This is a genomic window from Caballeronia sp. J97 (genome assembly GCF_905220305.1).
In the GTDB taxonomy this organism is placed as follows: domain Bacteria; phylum Pseudomonadota; class Gammaproteobacteria; order Burkholderiales; family Burkholderiaceae; genus Caballeronia.
Window position 1 is genome coordinate 40,732 of sequence record NZ_CAJMZL010000031.1, and the last position, 15,252, is coordinate 55,983.

Genomic DNA, 15,252 nt, shown 5'->3' on the forward strand with positions numbered 1-15,252 from the left:
ACGGAGATTCCTGAGTGAGACTCAGATCCTTCTTTCATGCGGCGTGACCGCGAGTGCCTATGCGCGGGCATGACGCTGAAGTACAAGCCGATCGCGGCGGCGCCCGGGCCGCCGGCTGCATGCGCATGAGCCTGCGCGCGCGCCTGCTCCTTTGGCTGCTCGTGCCGCTCGTGCTCTTCGTGCTGGTGACCTCGATCGCGTCCTATCATTCCGCGTGCCGCATCGCGGACATGACGGAGGACGCGGCGCTGCTCGCTTCCGCGCGGACCATCGGCGAGGTCGTCGTATGGTCGGATAGCGGTCCCACCGTGACGATCCTGCCGGCGGCCCTGGAGATCTTCGAGTCGCCGCATCGGGATCGCGTCTATTACAAGGTGGTGCTCGGCCGCGACCGGCTGATCGGCGGAACGCCCCGACTCGCCATGCCCCCGGGCAACGTCTCTCAGCCCGTTCACTACGACGCCGTGATCGATGGCGCCAAGGTTCGCGCCGTGGCCTATTCGCGTTTCCTCTATGCCGACGGCAAGGTCGTGCCGGTCACGGTCGTGGTCGCCAAGACGCGGAATTCGCGACAGGCCATACGCGATCAATTGTGGTTGCCGCAACTGATCCGCGAGTGCCTGATGCTCGCGCTGGTCGCCGCGCTCGTTCCACTCGGCCTCGCGGCCGAATTGCGTCCGTTGATGAGGCTGAAGAACGACGTCGCCGGGCGCACGCCTTTGCAAATCGGTCCGATGCGCGCGGAAGGGCTGCCGCGCGAGCTCCGTCCGATCGTCGATGCCATCGATCAATGCATCGCGCAAATCAGGCTCCACACGCAGACACAGCGCGATTTCGTGGCGGGCGCGGCGCATCAGCTCAGCACGCCGCTGACGCTGCTCGACACCCAGATCCAATGCGCCTGCCTGAACTGCCGTGGCGAAAGCGCATGCGAGACCGCGCTTCAAGGCGCGCGCCGGAGCATGAGAAAAATGAAAGCGATGACCAGACAACTGCTGATGCTCGCTCAGGCCGAGTCCGCGCCCGAACCCTTGCGCAAGATGACGGACATGGCGGAGGTCGTGGAGTCCGTGCTGGAGGAACTGGTCGTTGCGGCACAGCGGCGCGATATCGATCTCGGCGCGGAATGCGAAACGGGCGCCATGGTGGCGGGCAATCCGGCGCTGCTTTGCGCGCTCGTATCGAACCTCGTCGACAACGCGATCCGCTACACGCAGCCGGGCGGGCGCGTCACGGTAATCGTCAGGCGCTCGCGCGAGGAGATCTTGCTGCAAGTGATCGACAACGGTCCGGGCCTTTCCGCCGACGCGCGCGCGCATGTGTTCGAGCGCTTCTATCGCGCGTCGGCGGCGGCCGAGGGCACGGGGCTCGGCCTGTCGATCGTGCGGGAGATCGCGCTGCGGCACGGCGGCACCGTCACGCTCGGCGCGGGCTACGAGCCGGCCGGATTGTCCGTGTCGGTCCGGCTGCCGGCGTGGAGCGGCGGGGACGCGCGATGAAACTGCTGCTCGTCGAGGACAACACGGAGCTGGCGCACTGGATCGTGAGTTTGCTGAAGGCGGAATCGTTCATCGTCGATCATGTCGGCGATGCGGAAAGCGCAACGTCGATCCTGAATCACCGCGCTTACGATGTCGTCCTGCTGGACATGCGCCTGCCCTCGATGAGCGGCAAGGAGCTGCTCGCCCGGCTTCGACGCCGCGGCGATACCGTGCCGGTGCTGATGCTGACCGCGCACGGTTCGATCGAGGACAAGGTGGGATGCTTTGCCGCGGGTGCGGACGATTTCGTCGTCAAGCCTTTCGACGCGCGCGAGCTGGTCGCGCGCATCAAGGCGCTGGTGCGCCGGCAGAGCGCGCATAAGGGCCTCGCGCTGATCTGCGGCGACCTGCGCTACGAATTCGATACGCGCGAGTTCAGCTGCCGCGGCGCGGCCCTTTCGCTGCGGCGCCGCGAGCACGCGATTCTCGAAGCGCTCATATTGCGGCAAGGCAAGACCGTGTCGAAGTCGATGTTGATGGAATGCATCTTCAGTCTCGACGATGTGGCGAGCGCCGATGCCATCGACATCTATCTTCACCGCCTGCGCAAGCGGCTCGCCGGTTCGAGCGCGCAGATCATGACGTTGCGCGGTCTCGGCTACGTTCTGCGCGCGCGCGACGAATAAGTGGCAATCTGGCGAGACTGGTGTTATTGCTTAGATATACCAAGGAAGTGTGATAGCGCGATGAAGGATTCGCATGGCTAAGATGCCTGACATGTTCCGGTGCGGGCTCGGGCATTTCGTCGACCGGAACAATCGTTCGTCGTGCGCGCGCCTGTCGCGACCTGCGTTTCGCTTTCGAGCATGTCGCGACAATCAAGCTCAACCACCCTGCGGGCTGCCCGGAACATGTCCATCCATCTTCTGATAGTCGTCTTTCTGTTCGCCGCGGTCACGATGCTGTGCTGCACTCTGGCGGAGTACGTCATGGTCCTGAGAATCATGCGGGACGACAAGCATGGCCCTATGACTTCCACCGGATCCTCGTGGCGATCCGACTACCTTTTCTACCTCAGCGCAGTGCTTTGTTTCGGTTCGTTGATCGCCCTTCTTCTTCTCGACTGAACAGCACGGAGACTTCAGACGATGCCGAACACAAAAATTCGACGGCTCGCGAAAGCGTCCCGAGACCGCAACGCCAAAATCTACTGGCTGCCGATGCCGCGCGGCGAGGCGGACAAGGTCATCCTGCAATGCCGCGTTGCGCTCGAGTCGATCAGGAATGAACGGGCGGGGCTGACCGAGGTGCAGAGCATCGCCCAGGCCGTGCTGCTCACCGGACTCTTGACGGAGTCGGGCTTCGGCAAGCTGGACGCGGCGCTCCTCGACGAAGTGGAGGGCGAAATGCTCGGTCTGCTCGACCGGGGCCTGAGCACGGGCGACTGGCGTTTGCCCGCGGCGGCGACGTCCCGTCTCATCGCGGTGATCAACGAACACGACAGGCAACTGCGAGAAGTGCGGCTCTCGGCGGTCATCGAATGCAACGAGCATCTCGGGAGGTTTCTCGCAACGCTGATGCGCCCGGACGAAGAGCCAGCCCATTGAAACGCTTCGCGCGGTCAGCCGCGCGAAGCGTTTCGATCACATGCCGTGCTTGGTGACGACCGATTCCCACTGTCCGTTCTTCACCTGATACAGCGTGGAGGATGCATTCTTCAGCGCGCCGTTGCTGTCAAAGGCGATCGGCCCGGTGATGCCATCGAACTTGTTCGTCTTCAATACCGGCCGATAAACCTTCGGATCGGTGGAGTTCGCCTTCTGCATCGCGTTGATCGCGGCCCACGCGGCGTCGTAGCCGAACGGCGCATACGAAAGAATCGCGACGCCGAAGCGCTTCTGGAACTTGTCGCTGAACGCCTTGCCTTCGGGAAGCTTGTCGAGCGGGCTGCCGTATTCCCACGCCTGCGCACCCTCGGCGGCGTCGCCGGCGAGTTTCAGGAAGTCGGCGTCCATCACGCCGCCGCCGCCCACGAACTGCGCGTTCATGCCGAGCTGCTTCATCCGCTTGACGACCGCCGCCGCTTGCCGGTCGAGGCCTCCGAAGAAAATCAGGTCCGCATTGGTCGCCTTGATGCGGGTGAGTTGCGCGCTGAAGTCGACGGTCTGGTTGTCGCTGTATTCGCGCGTGACGATCGTGCCGCCCTTCGCTTTCACCGCCTTCTCGAACTCGTCGGCCTCGCCCTGACCGAAGGCCGTGCGGTCGTCGATGATCGCGATGCGCTTCGCCTTCGTCGTCGTCACCGCATAGACGCCGGCGTTGCCCGCGTTCTGCGCGTCGCTCGAAATGACCGTGAACATGTTCTCCAGTCCGCGCGTCGTGATGGTCGGATTGGTCGCGGCGGGGTCGATCGTCGGGATGCCGGCGCTGTTGTAGATCGGCGAGGCGGGCAGCGTCGTGCCCGAGTTGAAATGCCCGACGACGACGACCACGCCATCGTCGACGAGCTTCTGCGCCGCCTGCACGCCGACGCGCGGGTCGGCCTGATCGTCTTCCGCGCGAATCTCGAACTTGGCCGTCTTGCCGCCAATCGTGATCTTCTTTGCGTTGGCTTCGTCGAGCGCGAGCTGCACGCCGTTCTGGAGATCCTTTCCGTATCCCGCGTTCGCGCCGGTCAGCGGCGCGGCAAAACCCACCTTGACCGGGAGTTCGTCGGCGCTCGCGGCAAAGGGCACGGCGCCGAAGGTGACCGTGGCGCACGCCACGAGCCATGCCAGAGGTCTGGTACGGAAGCGCATGGTTTTCCTCTCCTTTTTCATTTGGCAATCGAATGGAACGAGACCGGTTCCGTGCCGGCAAGTCGGGCCGATGAAAACAGCCGCTTCGCGCGCAGCCGGCACAGCAGCGGACATGCGCAATGTAGAAAACCAATTTCTCCGCGTCTTGGTGTTTAGTTGCGCGTCCGATGCGGATTTCGGCATAGGCCCGAAAAGCCGCGATCGCCCGTCCGGGGCGGCTTTGCGCGTTTCGCCGCGACGCCGCGCGCGACGATTCACGACCATCTCCGGGCCGCGCCTGCCGGTCGATCGAAATCCCTCGCTTGACAAAGTGCATATGCACAAATATCCTTCGAAGCATGACTTCCAGCTCTTCTCCTCTCGACTGCAACTGTTTCGCGATTCGTCAGGCGGCGCGTTATGTGTCGCAACTGTACGAGCGGCATTTGAACGTGGTCGGCATCACGGCGGCGCAGTTCACCATTCTCGCGGCGATCGGGCGCAAGCCCGGCGTGCAGATGATCGAACTCTCCGACTACATGGTGATGGACCGCACCACGCTCGTTCGTGCGCTCAAGCCTTTGCAGCGCGATGGCCTCGTCGAAGCGGCGCAGGAATCGGCCAGTTCGCGCGCCGTCGGGCTGCGTCTCACGGCATCCGGCAAGGAAACGCTCGTGAAGGCATCGGCGCAATGGCGCGTGGCGCAGGCGGAATTCGAAGCGAAGTTCGGCGAAAAGCGCGCTAAGGCGTTGCGCCAGTCGCTATTCGAACTGACGACGATGGAGTGAGCGGCATCGGGCAGGCTCGCCGCGCGCGGGCCTTTTGTTCATGGATATTAGTGTATATGCACAATTAGTCGGAGCAGTTCATGCAGATCAAAGGAAAAGTGGTACTTGTCACCGGCGCGAATCGCGGTCTCGGCAGACAATTCGCGAAGTCGTTGCTCGAAGCGGGTGCGTCGAAGGTCTATGCCGCCGCGCGCGAACCCGGCAGCGTCGACATTCCCGGCGTCGAAGCGATCCGGCTGGACGTGACGAGCCCCGCCGATATCGCGGAAGCGGCCGCGACCTACACCGACGTGCAAGTGATCGTCAACAACGCAGGGGTGACGACGCGCGGCCTGCTCGTCGATCCGGCATCGACGCAAGGCATCCGCGATCTGCTCGAGATCAACACCTTCGGCCCGATCGCGCTGACGCAGGCGTTCGCGCCCGTGCTGAAGCAGAACGGCGGCGGCGCGGTGATCAACATTCTCTCGGTGCTGAGCTGGATTTCGCTGCCCGCGGGCGGCGCGTATCACATCTCGAAGGCGGCGGCGTGGGCGGCCACCAACGCGCTGCGCGAGGAACTGCGCGAGCAGGGCACACTCGTCGTGGCGGCGCACCCCGGCTACATCGATACCGACATGACCGCGCAGGTCACCGCGCCGAAATCGACGCCTGCGCATGTCGTGAGCGAAGTGCTCGCGGCGGTGGAGAAGAATCAGGAAGAAGTGCTCGTCGACGACACCGGCCGCGCCGTCAAGCAGTCGCTGTCCACTGAAAAGCCGCTGTATCTCACCGGCATTCCGCGCTGATCGGGAGGGAAGTGATGTTTGCGCAAGAAATCGTATTGTGTCATCCGGTGCGCACGGCGATCGGCGCGTTCGGCGGCTCGCTGAAGGATACGCCGGCGGTCGATCTGGGCGCGGCGGCCATCGCCGGGACGTTGGCGCGCGCGGGCTCGGCGCTCGATCCGGCCTCGATCGATTCCGTCGTGTTCGGCAACGTGATCCAGGCGGGCAACCGCATGAATCCCGCGCGGCAGGCGTCGGTCGGCGGCGGCGTGCCGGTTTCGGTGCCCGCGATGGCGGTCAATCGCGTGTGCGGCTCGGGCGCGCAGGCCATCGCGACGGCGGCCACCGACATCGCGGCGGGCGTGGCGCGACTCGCCATCGCGGGCGGCATGGAGAACATGGATCGCGCGCCGTATCTGCTCGATGGCGGCCGGCGCGGTTATCGAATGGGCAACGCGCAGATCTACGACAGCATGCTGCGCGACGGTCTCGTCGATGCGTTTTCCGGCGAGCATTCGGGCTGGCACACGGAAGATCTCGTGACGAAGCTCGACATCACGCGCGAAGCGCAGGACCGCTGGGCCGAGCGTTCGCAGCAGCTCTTTTCGGCGGCGCAGCGAGATGGCGTGTTCGATGCGGAAATCGTCGGCATCGATGTGAAGCAGGGCAGGGAAACCGTCGCGTTCGCGCGTGACGAACAGCCGCGTCCCGATACCACGCTCGCCACGCTCGCGAAGCTGCGTCCGGCGTTCCGTCCCGACGGCACGATCACGGCCGGCAATGCGCCGGGGCTGAACAGCGGCGCGTCGGCGATGCTGGTGACGAGCCGCAAGGAGGCGGACGCGCGCGGCATCGAGCCGTTCGTGCGGCTGGCGGCGTTCGGCGTCGCGGCGGTCGAGCCGGGCATGTTCGGCCTCGGTCCGGTGCCCGCCGTCCAGCAGGCGTTGCAGCGCGCGGGATGGTCGCTCGGCGATGTCGAGCGCTTCGAGATCAACGAAGCGTTCGCGGCGGTGCCGATCGCGGTGGCGAAATCGCTCGGCGTGCCCGAGGAGATCGTCAACGTGGAGGGCGGCGCGATCGCGCACGGGCATCCGATCGGCGCGACCGGCGCGGTCCTCACGACGCGCCTCGCTCACGCGATGCGCCGCGACGGCGTGAAGCGCGCCATCGTGACGCTGTGCATCGGCGGCGGACAGGGGATCGCGCTCGCGCTGGAGGCGCTCGCGTAGACGTTCGCGTCAGTTCTTCGACGCCTTCTGCATTTCATCGAATCCCGCCGCGGCCTGCTGCACGTCCGGCGGGAAGTCGTCCATCTCCATGACCTGCCTCACCTCGATCATCTCCGTGTCAGATGCCGGGCAGCGCTTCGCCCATTCGATCGCCTCCTCGCGCGATTTCACCTGGAGCATCCAGTAGCCGCCGAGCACTTCCTTCGCTTCGGCGAACGGTCCGTCGGTGACGCGCGGCTTGCCACCTTCGAAGGTGACGCGCGCGCCCATCGACGGCGGATGCAGTCCGTCGAGCGCGAGCAGCACGCCGGCCTTCTGCAGTTCCTCGTTGTATTTCATCATCGAGGCGACGGCCTCCGCGCTCGGCATCGCGCCCGGTTCCGCGCTCTCGTAGCCGCGCGGGATCATCAGCATCATGAATCGCATGTGGATTGCTCCTTGAAGTTCGTGTATTTATCGAGCGTGATCGGTACGCTCACACCTCACGACGAGCAACATGACACGAGATCGACATGCCCGCCCTTAAGCGTTTCTCCCTAGTCGATTGCTGTTGCCTTCGCGACCCGTACGACCAAATAATGTAATCCATTACATCTCGATCGCGGCAAGCGACCAGGCGATGTCAGATACGGTTCGATCACGCGATGAAGTATCGATTGCCGACGTCGCCGAGCGCGCGGGCGTGTCGGTCGCCACGGTTTCGCGCGTGCTCAACGGGCACACGAACGTTCGCGAGACCACGCGCGAAAGAGTGCTCGAAGCGGTCGCGACGAGCGGCTATCGCATCAACGAGCTTGCGCGCAATCTGCGCACGGCGGAAAGCCGCCTGCTGCTCACGATGGTCCCCGACTTCGGCAATCCGTTCTATGCGGCGATCGTGCGCGGCATCGACAGCGTCGCGCGTCAGAACGGCTACTTCATGCTGCTGTGCGATACCGGCGCGGACCCGCTGCGCGAGCGAAGCTATTTCGATCTTCTGCGCGGACGCCGCGCCGACGGCGCCATCTGTCTCGATCCCGCCGCCGTGCAAAAGGCGCTCGCCGAAGAAGCCTCGACGCTGCCGTGGGTCGCGTGCTGCGAGTTCGATCCGGCGGCGGGCGTGCCCTACGTCGGCATCGACAACCATCTCGCGGCGGGCGACGTGGTGCGCTATCTGGTTGGCAAGGGGCATCGGCGCATCGCGCTGATCAACTCGGGGCAGGGCTATCTGTATGGACGTCAGCGGCTCGCGGGCTATCGCGATGCGCTGATGCACGCGGGCATCGAGCCGCGTTCCGAGTGGCTGATCGAGCTCGACAGTCTCGACTACGACGCCGGAGAGCGCGCAGCCGCGCAACTCGCTTCGCTGGGCGATGCGCGCCCGACCGCCGCCTTCGCCGTCTCCGACACGCTCGCCATCGGCGTGATGAACGGCTTTCGCGGCGCGGGCTTCGCCGTGCCGGACGATGTCGCCGTCGTCGGCTTCGACGATATTGCCGTGGCCGCGCACGTCGATCCGCCGCTCACGACCGTCTCCCAGCCGATGCAACTGCTCGGCGAAACCGCCGCCGACCTGCTGCTCAAGCGCCTGCGCGATCCGCGCGCGCATGTGCCGGGCGTGCTGCTGCCGCATCGGCTGATATGCCGAAGGAGCGCGTGACGATGAGCCTCGCCGTGCGCTTTCAGGGCATCGAAAAGCAGTTCGGGCCGGTGCGCGTGCTGCACGGCGTCACCTTCGATCTCGCGCCGGGCCGCATCTATGGATTGCTCGGCGAGAACGGCGCGGGCAAGTCCACGCTGATGAAGATTCTCGCGGGCTATGAACGCGCGAACGCGGGCGAGATTTTCATCGACGAGCGTGAGCGCGGCTTCACGAGTTCGCGCGACGCCGAACATGCGGGCATCGTGCTGATTCACCAGGAACTGAATCTCGCGGATCACCTGAGCATCACGCAGAACATGTTCCTCGGGCACGAGTTGCAGAAGGGCTTCTTTCTCGATGAACCCGCGATGCGCGACGCCGCGCGCGCGCGACTGACCGAAGTCGGACTGCACAAGAATCCGGACACGAAGGTGCGCGATCTGATCGTCGCGGAGAAGCAGCTCGTCGAGATCGCGAAAGCGATGCTGCGCGACGCGCGCCTGCTCATCATGGACGAGCCGACCGCGACGCTGACGCCTTCCGAGACGCAGCGGCTCTTCGGTCTGATGGCGCGTCTGAAGGCTGCGGGCACGACCATCGTCTACATCTCGCACAAGCTCGACGAAGTGGAGCGCGTGACCGACGAAGTGATCGTGATGCGCGACGGCCGCTTCGTCGCGCGCGCGCCGACCGACGAACTCACGCGCCAGCAGATGGCGAATCTGATGGTCGGCCGCGAAGTCTCGGACATGTTCCCCGACAAACCCCTGTTGCCCGACGACGCGCCGGTCGCGTTCGAAGTAGAAGGCGCATCGGTTCCCGGCTGGGCGGACGGCATCGGCTTTTCGGTGCGCAAGGGCGAAGTGTTCGGCTTCGCGGGACTCGTCGGCGCGGGGCGCACGGAGCTCTTCGAAGCGCTCGTCGGCTTGCGTCCGTTGAGCGCCGGGCGCGTCGCGATCGACGGCGAAACGGTCAGGCTCAAAAGTCCGCGCGAAGCGATGAAGCACGGCCTCACGTACCTGAGCGAGGACAGGAAAGGCCGTGGCCTGCACGTCGACATGGCGCTCAAGGACAACCTCACGATGATGACGCTGGAGCGCTACGCGCATCCGCTCATCGATGTGCGCGCGGAACGCGACGCGTTGAAGAGCGCGGTGAAGGATTTCGGCATTCGCACGGGCAACACGTCGATTCGCGCGCGCATGTTATCGGGCGGCAATCAGCAGAAGCTCGCGCTCGCGAAGTTTCTCGATCCCGATCCGCGCGTGATCGTGCTCGATGAACCGACACGCGGCGTCGATGTCGGCGCGAAACGCGATATCTATTTCCTGATTCATCGGCTGGCCGCGCAAGGCCGCGCGGTGATCGTGATTTCGTCCGAACTGATCGAGCTGATCGGCTTGTGTCATCGCGTCGCGGTGATGCGCGCCGGCGAACTGGTCGCGACGCTCGGCATGGATCTTTTGACCGAAGAGAGGTTGATCGCGCATGCGACCGGCACACACTGAAGACACCGAAAGCGAGAGCCGACTCTCCGCGTTCGCGCGCTTTCTGTTCGGCGTCGGGCCACTGATCGGGCTGATCGCGCTGTGTATCGGCGGCACCTTGCTCAACAGCGACTTCGCCACCGTCGACAACGCGATGAACGTGCTCACGCGCACGTCGTTCATCGGCATCATCGCGGTGGGAATGACCTTCGTGATCATCTCCGGCGGCATCGATCTGTCGGTCGGCTCGATGGCCGCGCTGATCGCGGGCAGCATGATCTACATGATGAACGCGCTCATGCAGGGCTTTCATGGCCACGCGGTGCCGCCGCTTCTGATCATCGCGTTCGGCATCGTGCTCGCGCTCGTGCTCGGTGCGCTGTTCGGCTTCGCGCACGGCGTGCTGGTGACCAAAGGGCGCATCGAGCCGTTCATCGTGACGCTCGGCACGCTCGGCATCTTTCGTGCGCTGCTCACATGGCTCGCGGATGGCGGCGCGCTCACGCTCGACAACTCGCTCGTCGACCTGTATGGACCGGTGTACTACGCAAGCCTGCTGCATGTGCCGGTGCCGATCTGGATCTTTCTCATCGTCGCGGCGGGCGGCGCGCTCGTGCTGAATCGCACCGTGTATGGACGACATGTCCAGGCGATCGGTTCGAGCGAACAAGTCGCGCGCTATGCGGCGATTCGCGTGGATCGCGTGAAGATCGTCACGTATGTGTTGCTCGGTCTGTGCGTCGCCGTTGCGACGATCCTGTATGTGCCGCGTTTAGGGTCGGCCACGCCGACGACGGGTCTCCTGTGGGAGCTCGAAGCGATCGCGTCGGTCGTGGTCGGCGGCACCGCGCTGAAAGGCGGCGAAGGGCGCGTGATCGGCACGGTCATCGGTGCGATTCTGCTTTCGGTCATCAACAACATCCTGAATCTCACGAGCATCATCAGCGTGTATCTGAACGCGGCGGTGCAGGGCGCCGTGATCATCCTCGTCGCTTTCTTGCAGCGCGGTCGTCGTTAGCCGGTCATTTCACAAGACTAAGGAGACAGTGTCATGAAGAACATGCTTCGCGCGCTCGGCGCGCTCACGCTCGCGGCCAGTGCGCTCGCCGCTGCTTCGTCGTCCGCCTTCGCCGCCGACAAGGTCGTGCTGGGCGTCGCCATTCCGACCGCGGATCACGGCTTCACGGGCGGCATCGTGTGGTGGGCCAACGAAGCGAAGAAGGAACTGGAGAAGGCGCATCCGGACCTGAAGGTGATCGTGAAGACAGCGGGCACCGCGCCCGAACAGGCAAATCAGTTGCAGGATCTCGTGACCGTCAACAAGATCAACGCGCTCGTGATCTTCCCGCAGGAATCGGCGTCGCTTACGCAACCTGTCGCGCAGGTGAAGAAGAAGGGCGTCTACGTGACGGTGGTCGATCGCGGCCTGACCGACACCAGCGCGCAAGATGCTTACGTCGCCGGCGACAACACTGCGTTCGGCAAGATACCTGCCGAATATCTCGCGAAGGCGCTGAACGGCAAGGGCGATATCGTCGCGCTGCGCGGCATTCCGACGACGCTCGACAACGAGCGCTGGAACGCGTTCGAAGGCGTGATGAAGCAATATCCCGACATCAAGATTCTCGATGCGAAATACGCCAACTGGAATCGCGACGACGCCTTCAAGGTGATGCAGGACTATCTGACGCGCTTCAAGCATATCGATGCCGTGTGGGCCGCCGATGACGACATGATGGTCGGCGTGCTGAAGGCCATCGATCAGGCGAAGCGCACGGACGTGAAGATCGTCTTCGGCGGCGCGGGATCGAAGGAAGCGGTGAAGCGCATCATCGACGACGATCCGCGCGTGAAGGCCGATGTCTCGTATTCGCCGAAGTTCATCTACGACGCGATCAAGCTCACCGCCGAAGCGCGCCTCAAGGGCGACAAGCTGCCGCCGACGACGATCATCCCGTCGGTGCTCATCACGAAGGACAACGCCAAGCAGTTCTATTTCCCGAACTCGCCGTTCTGATGTGCGAAGGCCGTTCATCCGGCCTTCCTTCCCTAGAGGCGAAAGATGAAAACCATCAAAGGCCCGGCGATATTCCTCGCGCAGTTCATGGGCGATCAGGCGCCGTTCGATACGCTCGAAAATCTCGCGTCATGGGCGGCTTCGCTCGGCTATGAGGGCATTCAGGTGCCGGCCGATCCGCGTCTGATCGATCTGGAAAAGGCCGCATCGAGCGATGCGTATTGCGATGACATCCTGCGCACCGTCGACGATGCGGGCGTCGCGATCACCGAGTTGTCGACGCATCTGCAAGGCCAGTTGATCGCGGTGCATCCCGCTTACGACACGCTGTTCGATGGCTTCGCCGCGCCGCATGTGCGCGGCGATCCCGCGGCGCGCACCGGGTGGGCGATCGCGCAGTTGAAGCTCGCGGCGGCCGCGTCGAAGCGGCTGGGCCTCGCCGCGCACGTGACGTTCTCGGGCGCGCTCGCGTGGCCTTATATCTATCCGTGGCCGCAGCGTCCGGCGGGCCTCGTCGAAGCCGCGTTCGACGAACTCGCGAAGCGCTGGCGTCCGATTCTCGACGAGTTCGATCGCGCGGGCATCGACGTGTGCTACGAACTTCATCCGGGCGAAGATCTGCACGACGGCGTCACGTTCGAGCGCTTTCTCGCGGCGGTGGACGATCATCCGCGCGCGAACATCCTGTTCGATCCGAGCCACTTCGTGCTGCAGCAGCTCGATTACCTCGCGTTCATCGATATCTATCATTCGCGCATCAAGGCGTTTCATGTGAAGGACGCGGAGTTCCGGCCGAACGGGAGGCAGGGCGTGTACGGCAGCTATTCCGGATGGGTCGATCGCGCGGGACGCTTCCGTTCGCTCGGCGATGGCCAGATCGACTTCAAGGCGATCTTCTCGAAGATGGCGCAATACGATTTCCCCGGCTGGGCCGTGCTCGAATGGGAATGCGCGTTGAAGCATCCGGAAGACGGCGCGCGAGAAGGCGCGGTGTTCATCCGCGATCACATCATCCGCGTGGCTGAGCGCGCCTTCGATGACTTCGCCGGCAGCGGCGCGAGCCGCGAGCAGATGCGCGGCGTGCTCGGCATCGGAGAGAAGCGATGAATCGTGTGCGGCTCGGCATGGTCGGCGGCGGCGAGGGCGCGTTCATCGGCGCGGTGCATCGGATCGCGGCGCGTCTCGATGACCGGTATGAGCTGGTCGCGGGCGCGTTGTCTTCGGATGCGCGGCGCGCGGCATCGAGCGCGGCGGCGATCGGCCTCGCGCGCAGCTACGACGATTATCGCGAGATGGCGCGCGTCGAGGCGGGACGCTCGGACGGCATCGAGGCCGTGGTGATCGTCACGCCGAATCATCTGCATGCGCCGATCGCCACCGCGTTCCTCGAGGCGGGCATCCACGTGATCTGCGACAAGCCGCTGGCGGTGTCGCTCGATGAAGGCGAGGCGCTCGCGAAACTCGCGCGCGAGAAGGATCGCGTGTTCGCGGTGACTTATACCTATACGGGCTATCCGCTCGTGCGGCACGCGCGCGGCATGGTGCGGCGCGGCCTGCTCGGCGACATTCGCGTCGTGCAGGTCGAGTACGCGCAGGACTGGCTGTCGTTGCCAGTGGAGACGCAGGACAACCGGCAAGCGGCGTGGCGCACCGATCCGGCTCTGGCGGGCCCCGCGGGCTGTCTCGGCGATATCGGCACGCATGCGTATCAGCTCGCCGAGTACGTGACGGGAATGCGGCCCGCGGAGTTATCGGCGGAGGTGACGACCTTCGTGCCGAACCGTCGCGTGGACGATCACGTGCAGGCGATGTTGCGCTACGAGAGCGGCGCGCGCGGCATGTTGTGGGCGAGTCAGGTCGCCGCTGGTGAAGAGAACGCGTTGCGGCTGCGCGTGTATGGGACGAAGGCGGGTATCGCATTCGATCAGCAGAAGCCGAACGAATTGTGGTTCACGCCGATAGGCGGCGCGTCGGAGCGCATCACGCGCGGCCGCGTGCAGAGTGCCGAAGCGCTGCACGCGACGCGCGTGCCGGCGGGGCATCCGGAAGGGTATCTCGAAGCGTTCGCGCAGGTTTATACGGATGCGGCGGCGTGTATCGCGAGCGGGACGACACAGGGGGATGACTGGCTGACGACCGTCGAGGACGGAGTCGCGGGGTTGAGGTTCGTCGCGGCGGTGTTGAGGAGCAGCGGGAGGAATGGGGAGTGGGTGGGCGTGGATTGAAGCGGATGCGTTAGTCGATCACCCACTTTCCTCGCGTCATCGCATCCTCGAGCATGCCAAGGGTCAGTTGCCAGCCGCCGAGTGTTTCCCGGGCTTTTCGGCTGAAGGGCGATGTGAGCAGCGCCCATAGAAACGCGGGCCTGTTGAGCCGGATGAAGGGATAGTAATGGCCGATCTCGAACTCGCTCATGTCGACGCCGAACGTCGTTCCCCAGTCGTTGAGCAGCGCCGAAATCTCGGGTGGATTCAAGTCGAGGTCGTGATACAGGTCGGTCTCGGGCGTGAAGCGATTCCGGCCCAAGAGCGGCTTGCCGATCCTGGCTTCAAAGTAGTCGACGAGCCGCTCCCAGTCTTGCGATTTGGCGACCATTTATAGACGATCCTCCGGTTCCACTATGTCGTTATAGAGATGTACGGAGCGAAACAGAATCGTCGACACATCCGAGGCGAGAAGCACCCAACCAACGCCGGGAATCGCTCGTCCAACGAATGCGCCTAAGTTACGAGTGAACTTGATGCGCAGCATGAAGAGGCTCGAGATCGACGTTACAGTCGGCAAAATCCTGTATTTGATATCGATAGGGAGCATCGTTCTTGAGACGATCGATGCGACCGACGTGCCCTTGACCGCGTCTCTGAATTTCCCGCGAGTCGGAACGAATGGCTGCCCGAGCAGGACCATCGCAATTCCCGTCAGATCGTCCAGGCCGGTTTGCCTATAGGTTTCATCGACCGTGATCAGAAGGAATAGTTCGGCGGGTTCCAGAGCCGTGTGTAAGCCGTATGTATAGCGATTGGTCATATTTATCCGCAGGTCATTCGAAACATCGAAATATTATATTTCGTATAACTAATCAATC

General features: G+C 64.1%; 16 protein-coding genes. 12 read left to right on the forward strand and 4 right to left on the reverse strand.

Features of this window, described 5'->3' with window-relative positions; genetic code table 11:
• The first annotated feature begins 119 nt into the window (after positions 1-119).
• The 3 genes from U4Y90_RS29245 (at position 120) to U4Y90_RS29255 (ending at position 3,088) form a co-directional block, all read left to right on the forward strand.
• On the forward strand, positions 120-1,499 hold the full coding sequence (locus U4Y90_RS29245) for a sensor histidine kinase (RefSeq protein ID WP_321799936.1): 1,380 nt from the start codon (positions 120-122) through the stop codon (positions 1,497-1,499).
• Complete coding sequence (locus tag U4Y90_RS29250; protein WP_321799863.1) at positions 1,496-2,167, forward strand: response regulator; 672 nt, start codon at positions 1,496-1,498, stop codon at positions 2,165-2,167. Before U4Y90_RS29245 ends, U4Y90_RS29250 begins: the two co-directional genes overlap by 4 nt.
• A 462-nt stretch (positions 2,168-2,629) precedes the next feature.
• Entirely contained in the window at positions 2,630-3,088 is a 459-nt protein-coding gene (locus U4Y90_RS29255; RefSeq protein WP_321799864.1) for a Fis family transcriptional regulator, read from the forward strand.
• A 36-nt stretch (positions 3,089-3,124) separates the two neighbouring features.
• Here U4Y90_RS29255 and U4Y90_RS29260 read toward each other — a convergent pair whose 3' ends face one another.
• Positions 3,125-4,279, reverse strand: a complete 1,155-nt coding sequence (locus U4Y90_RS29260; protein ID WP_321799865.1) for a branched-chain amino acid ABC transporter substrate-binding protein — start codon at positions 4,277-4,279, stop codon at positions 3,125-3,127.
• A gap of 338 nt (positions 4,280-4,617) precedes the next feature.
• On the opposite strand from U4Y90_RS29260, the gene U4Y90_RS29265 reads away from it, so the two are divergent.
• The 3 genes from U4Y90_RS29265 (at position 4,618) to U4Y90_RS29275 (ending at position 7,042) form a co-directional block, all read left to right on the forward strand.
• Positions 4,618-5,046: a MarR family winged helix-turn-helix transcriptional regulator gene (locus U4Y90_RS29265; protein WP_321799866.1), complete on the forward strand. Its 429-nt coding sequence runs from the start codon at positions 4,618-4,620 to the stop codon at positions 5,044-5,046.
• An 80-nt stretch (positions 5,047-5,126) separates the two neighbouring features.
• Positions 5,127-5,834, forward strand: coding sequence for an SDR family oxidoreductase (locus U4Y90_RS29270; protein WP_321799868.1), 708 nt, complete (start codon positions 5,127-5,129; stop codon positions 5,832-5,834).
• Between the two features lie 14 nt (positions 5,835-5,848).
• The gene (locus U4Y90_RS29275; RefSeq protein ID WP_321799870.1) at positions 5,849-7,042 is read left to right on the forward strand and encodes an acetyl-CoA C-acyltransferase; all 1,194 of its coding nucleotides are present in this window, start codon (positions 5,849-5,851) and stop codon (positions 7,040-7,042) included.
• A gap of 9 nt (positions 7,043-7,051) precedes the next feature.
• On the opposite strand, the gene U4Y90_RS29280 is transcribed toward U4Y90_RS29275, so the two are convergent.
• Positions 7,052-7,468 carry a YciI family protein gene (locus U4Y90_RS29280; RefSeq protein ID WP_321799872.1) on the reverse strand — a complete coding sequence of 139 codons (417 nt, stop codon included), beginning with the start codon at positions 7,466-7,468 and terminating at the stop codon, positions 7,052-7,054.
• A gap of 193 nt (positions 7,469-7,661) precedes the next feature.
• Here U4Y90_RS29280 and U4Y90_RS29285 point away from each other — a divergent pair, with 193 nt between their 5' ends.
• The 6 genes from U4Y90_RS29285 to U4Y90_RS29310 are packed head-to-tail and all read left to right on the forward strand — an operon-like array spanning position 7,662 to position 14,392.
• Entirely contained in the window at positions 7,662-8,681 is a 1,020-nt protein-coding gene (locus tag U4Y90_RS29285; RefSeq protein WP_321799874.1) for a LacI family DNA-binding transcriptional regulator, read from the forward strand.
• 2 nt (positions 8,682-8,683) lie between these two features.
• On the forward strand, positions 8,684-10,171 hold the full coding sequence (locus U4Y90_RS29290; protein ID WP_321799875.1) for a sugar ABC transporter ATP-binding protein: 1,488 nt from the start codon (positions 8,684-8,686) through the stop codon (positions 10,169-10,171).
• Entirely contained in the window at positions 10,152-11,168 is a 1,017-nt protein-coding gene (locus U4Y90_RS29295) for an ABC transporter permease (RefSeq protein WP_321799877.1), read from the forward strand. Before U4Y90_RS29290 ends, U4Y90_RS29295 begins: the two co-directional genes overlap by 20 nt.
• 33 nt (positions 11,169-11,201) lie before the next feature.
• The gene (locus U4Y90_RS29300; protein WP_321799879.1) at positions 11,202-12,167 is read left to right on the forward strand and encodes a substrate-binding domain-containing protein; all 966 of its coding nucleotides are present in this window, start codon (positions 11,202-11,204) and stop codon (positions 12,165-12,167) included.
• Positions 12,168-12,212: 45 nt separating this feature from the next.
• Complete coding sequence (locus U4Y90_RS29305) at positions 12,213-13,274, forward strand: sugar phosphate isomerase/epimerase family protein (protein WP_321799880.1); 1,062 nt, start codon at positions 12,213-12,215, stop codon at positions 13,272-13,274.
• A complete protein-coding gene (locus U4Y90_RS29310; RefSeq protein WP_321799881.1) occupies positions 13,271-14,392 on the forward strand; it encodes a Gfo/Idh/MocA family oxidoreductase in 1,122 nt (373 codons plus the stop codon). Before U4Y90_RS29305 ends, U4Y90_RS29310 begins: the two co-directional genes overlap by 4 nt.
• Positions 14,393-14,402: 10 nt before the next feature.
• On the opposite strand, the gene U4Y90_RS29315 is transcribed toward U4Y90_RS29310, so the two are convergent.
• Together U4Y90_RS29315 and U4Y90_RS29320 are read right to left on the reverse strand one after the other, a co-directional pair.
• On the reverse strand, positions 14,403-14,762 hold the full coding sequence (locus tag U4Y90_RS29315; protein WP_321799882.1) for a DUF1493 family protein: 360 nt from the start codon (positions 14,760-14,762) through the stop codon (positions 14,403-14,405).
• Positions 14,763-15,194, reverse strand: coding sequence for an STM2901 family protein (locus U4Y90_RS29320; RefSeq protein WP_321799884.1), 432 nt, complete (start codon positions 15,192-15,194; stop codon positions 14,763-14,765).
• Between the last annotated feature and the right edge of the window lie 58 nt (positions 15,195-15,252).

Coding starts and splice junctions, on each gene's coding strand:
- U4Y90_RS29265 (WP_321799866.1), top strand. CDS start 4,618: ATGACTTCCAGCTCTTCTCCTCTCGACTGCAACTGTTTCGCGATTCGT.
- U4Y90_RS29315 (WP_321799882.1), bottom strand. CDS start 14,762: ATGGTCGCCAAATCGCAAGACTGGGAGCGGCTCGTCGACTACTTTGAA.
- U4Y90_RS29310 (WP_321799881.1), top strand. CDS start 13,271: ATGAATCGTGTGCGGCTCGGCATGGTCGGCGGCGGCGAGGGCGCGTTC.
- U4Y90_RS29285 (WP_321799874.1), top strand. CDS start 7,662: ATGTCAGATACGGTTCGATCACGCGATGAAGTATCGATTGCCGACGTC.
- U4Y90_RS29305 (WP_321799880.1), top strand. CDS start 12,213: ATGAAAACCATCAAAGGCCCGGCGATATTCCTCGCGCAGTTCATGGGC.
- U4Y90_RS29280 (WP_321799872.1), bottom strand. CDS start 7,468: ATGCGATTCATGATGCTGATGATCCCGCGCGGCTACGAGAGCGCGGAA.
- U4Y90_RS29290 (WP_321799875.1), top strand. CDS start 8,684: ATGAGCCTCGCCGTGCGCTTTCAGGGCATCGAAAAGCAGTTCGGGCCG.
- U4Y90_RS29250 (WP_321799863.1), top strand. CDS start 1,496: ATGAAACTGCTGCTCGTCGAGGACAACACGGAGCTGGCGCACTGGATC.
- U4Y90_RS29275 (WP_321799870.1), top strand. CDS start 5,849: ATGTTTGCGCAAGAAATCGTATTGTGTCATCCGGTGCGCACGGCGATC.
- U4Y90_RS29245 (WP_321799936.1), top strand. CDS start 120: ATGCGCATGAGCCTGCGCGCGCGCCTGCTCCTTTGGCTGCTCGTGCCG.
- U4Y90_RS29255 (WP_321799864.1), top strand. CDS start 2,630: ATGCCGAACACAAAAATTCGACGGCTCGCGAAAGCGTCCCGAGACCGC.
- U4Y90_RS29270 (WP_321799868.1), top strand. CDS start 5,127: ATGCAGATCAAAGGAAAAGTGGTACTTGTCACCGGCGCGAATCGCGGT.
- U4Y90_RS29320 (WP_321799884.1), bottom strand. CDS start 15,194: ATGACCAATCGCTATACATACGGCTTACACACGGCTCTGGAACCCGCC.
- U4Y90_RS29300 (WP_321799879.1), top strand. CDS start 11,202: ATGAAGAACATGCTTCGCGCGCTCGGCGCGCTCACGCTCGCGGCCAGT.
- U4Y90_RS29260 (WP_321799865.1), bottom strand. CDS start 4,279: ATGCGCTTCCGTACCAGACCTCTGGCATGGCTCGTGGCGTGCGCCACG.
- U4Y90_RS29295 (WP_321799877.1), top strand. CDS start 10,152: ATGCGACCGGCACACACTGAAGACACCGAAAGCGAGAGCCGACTCTCC.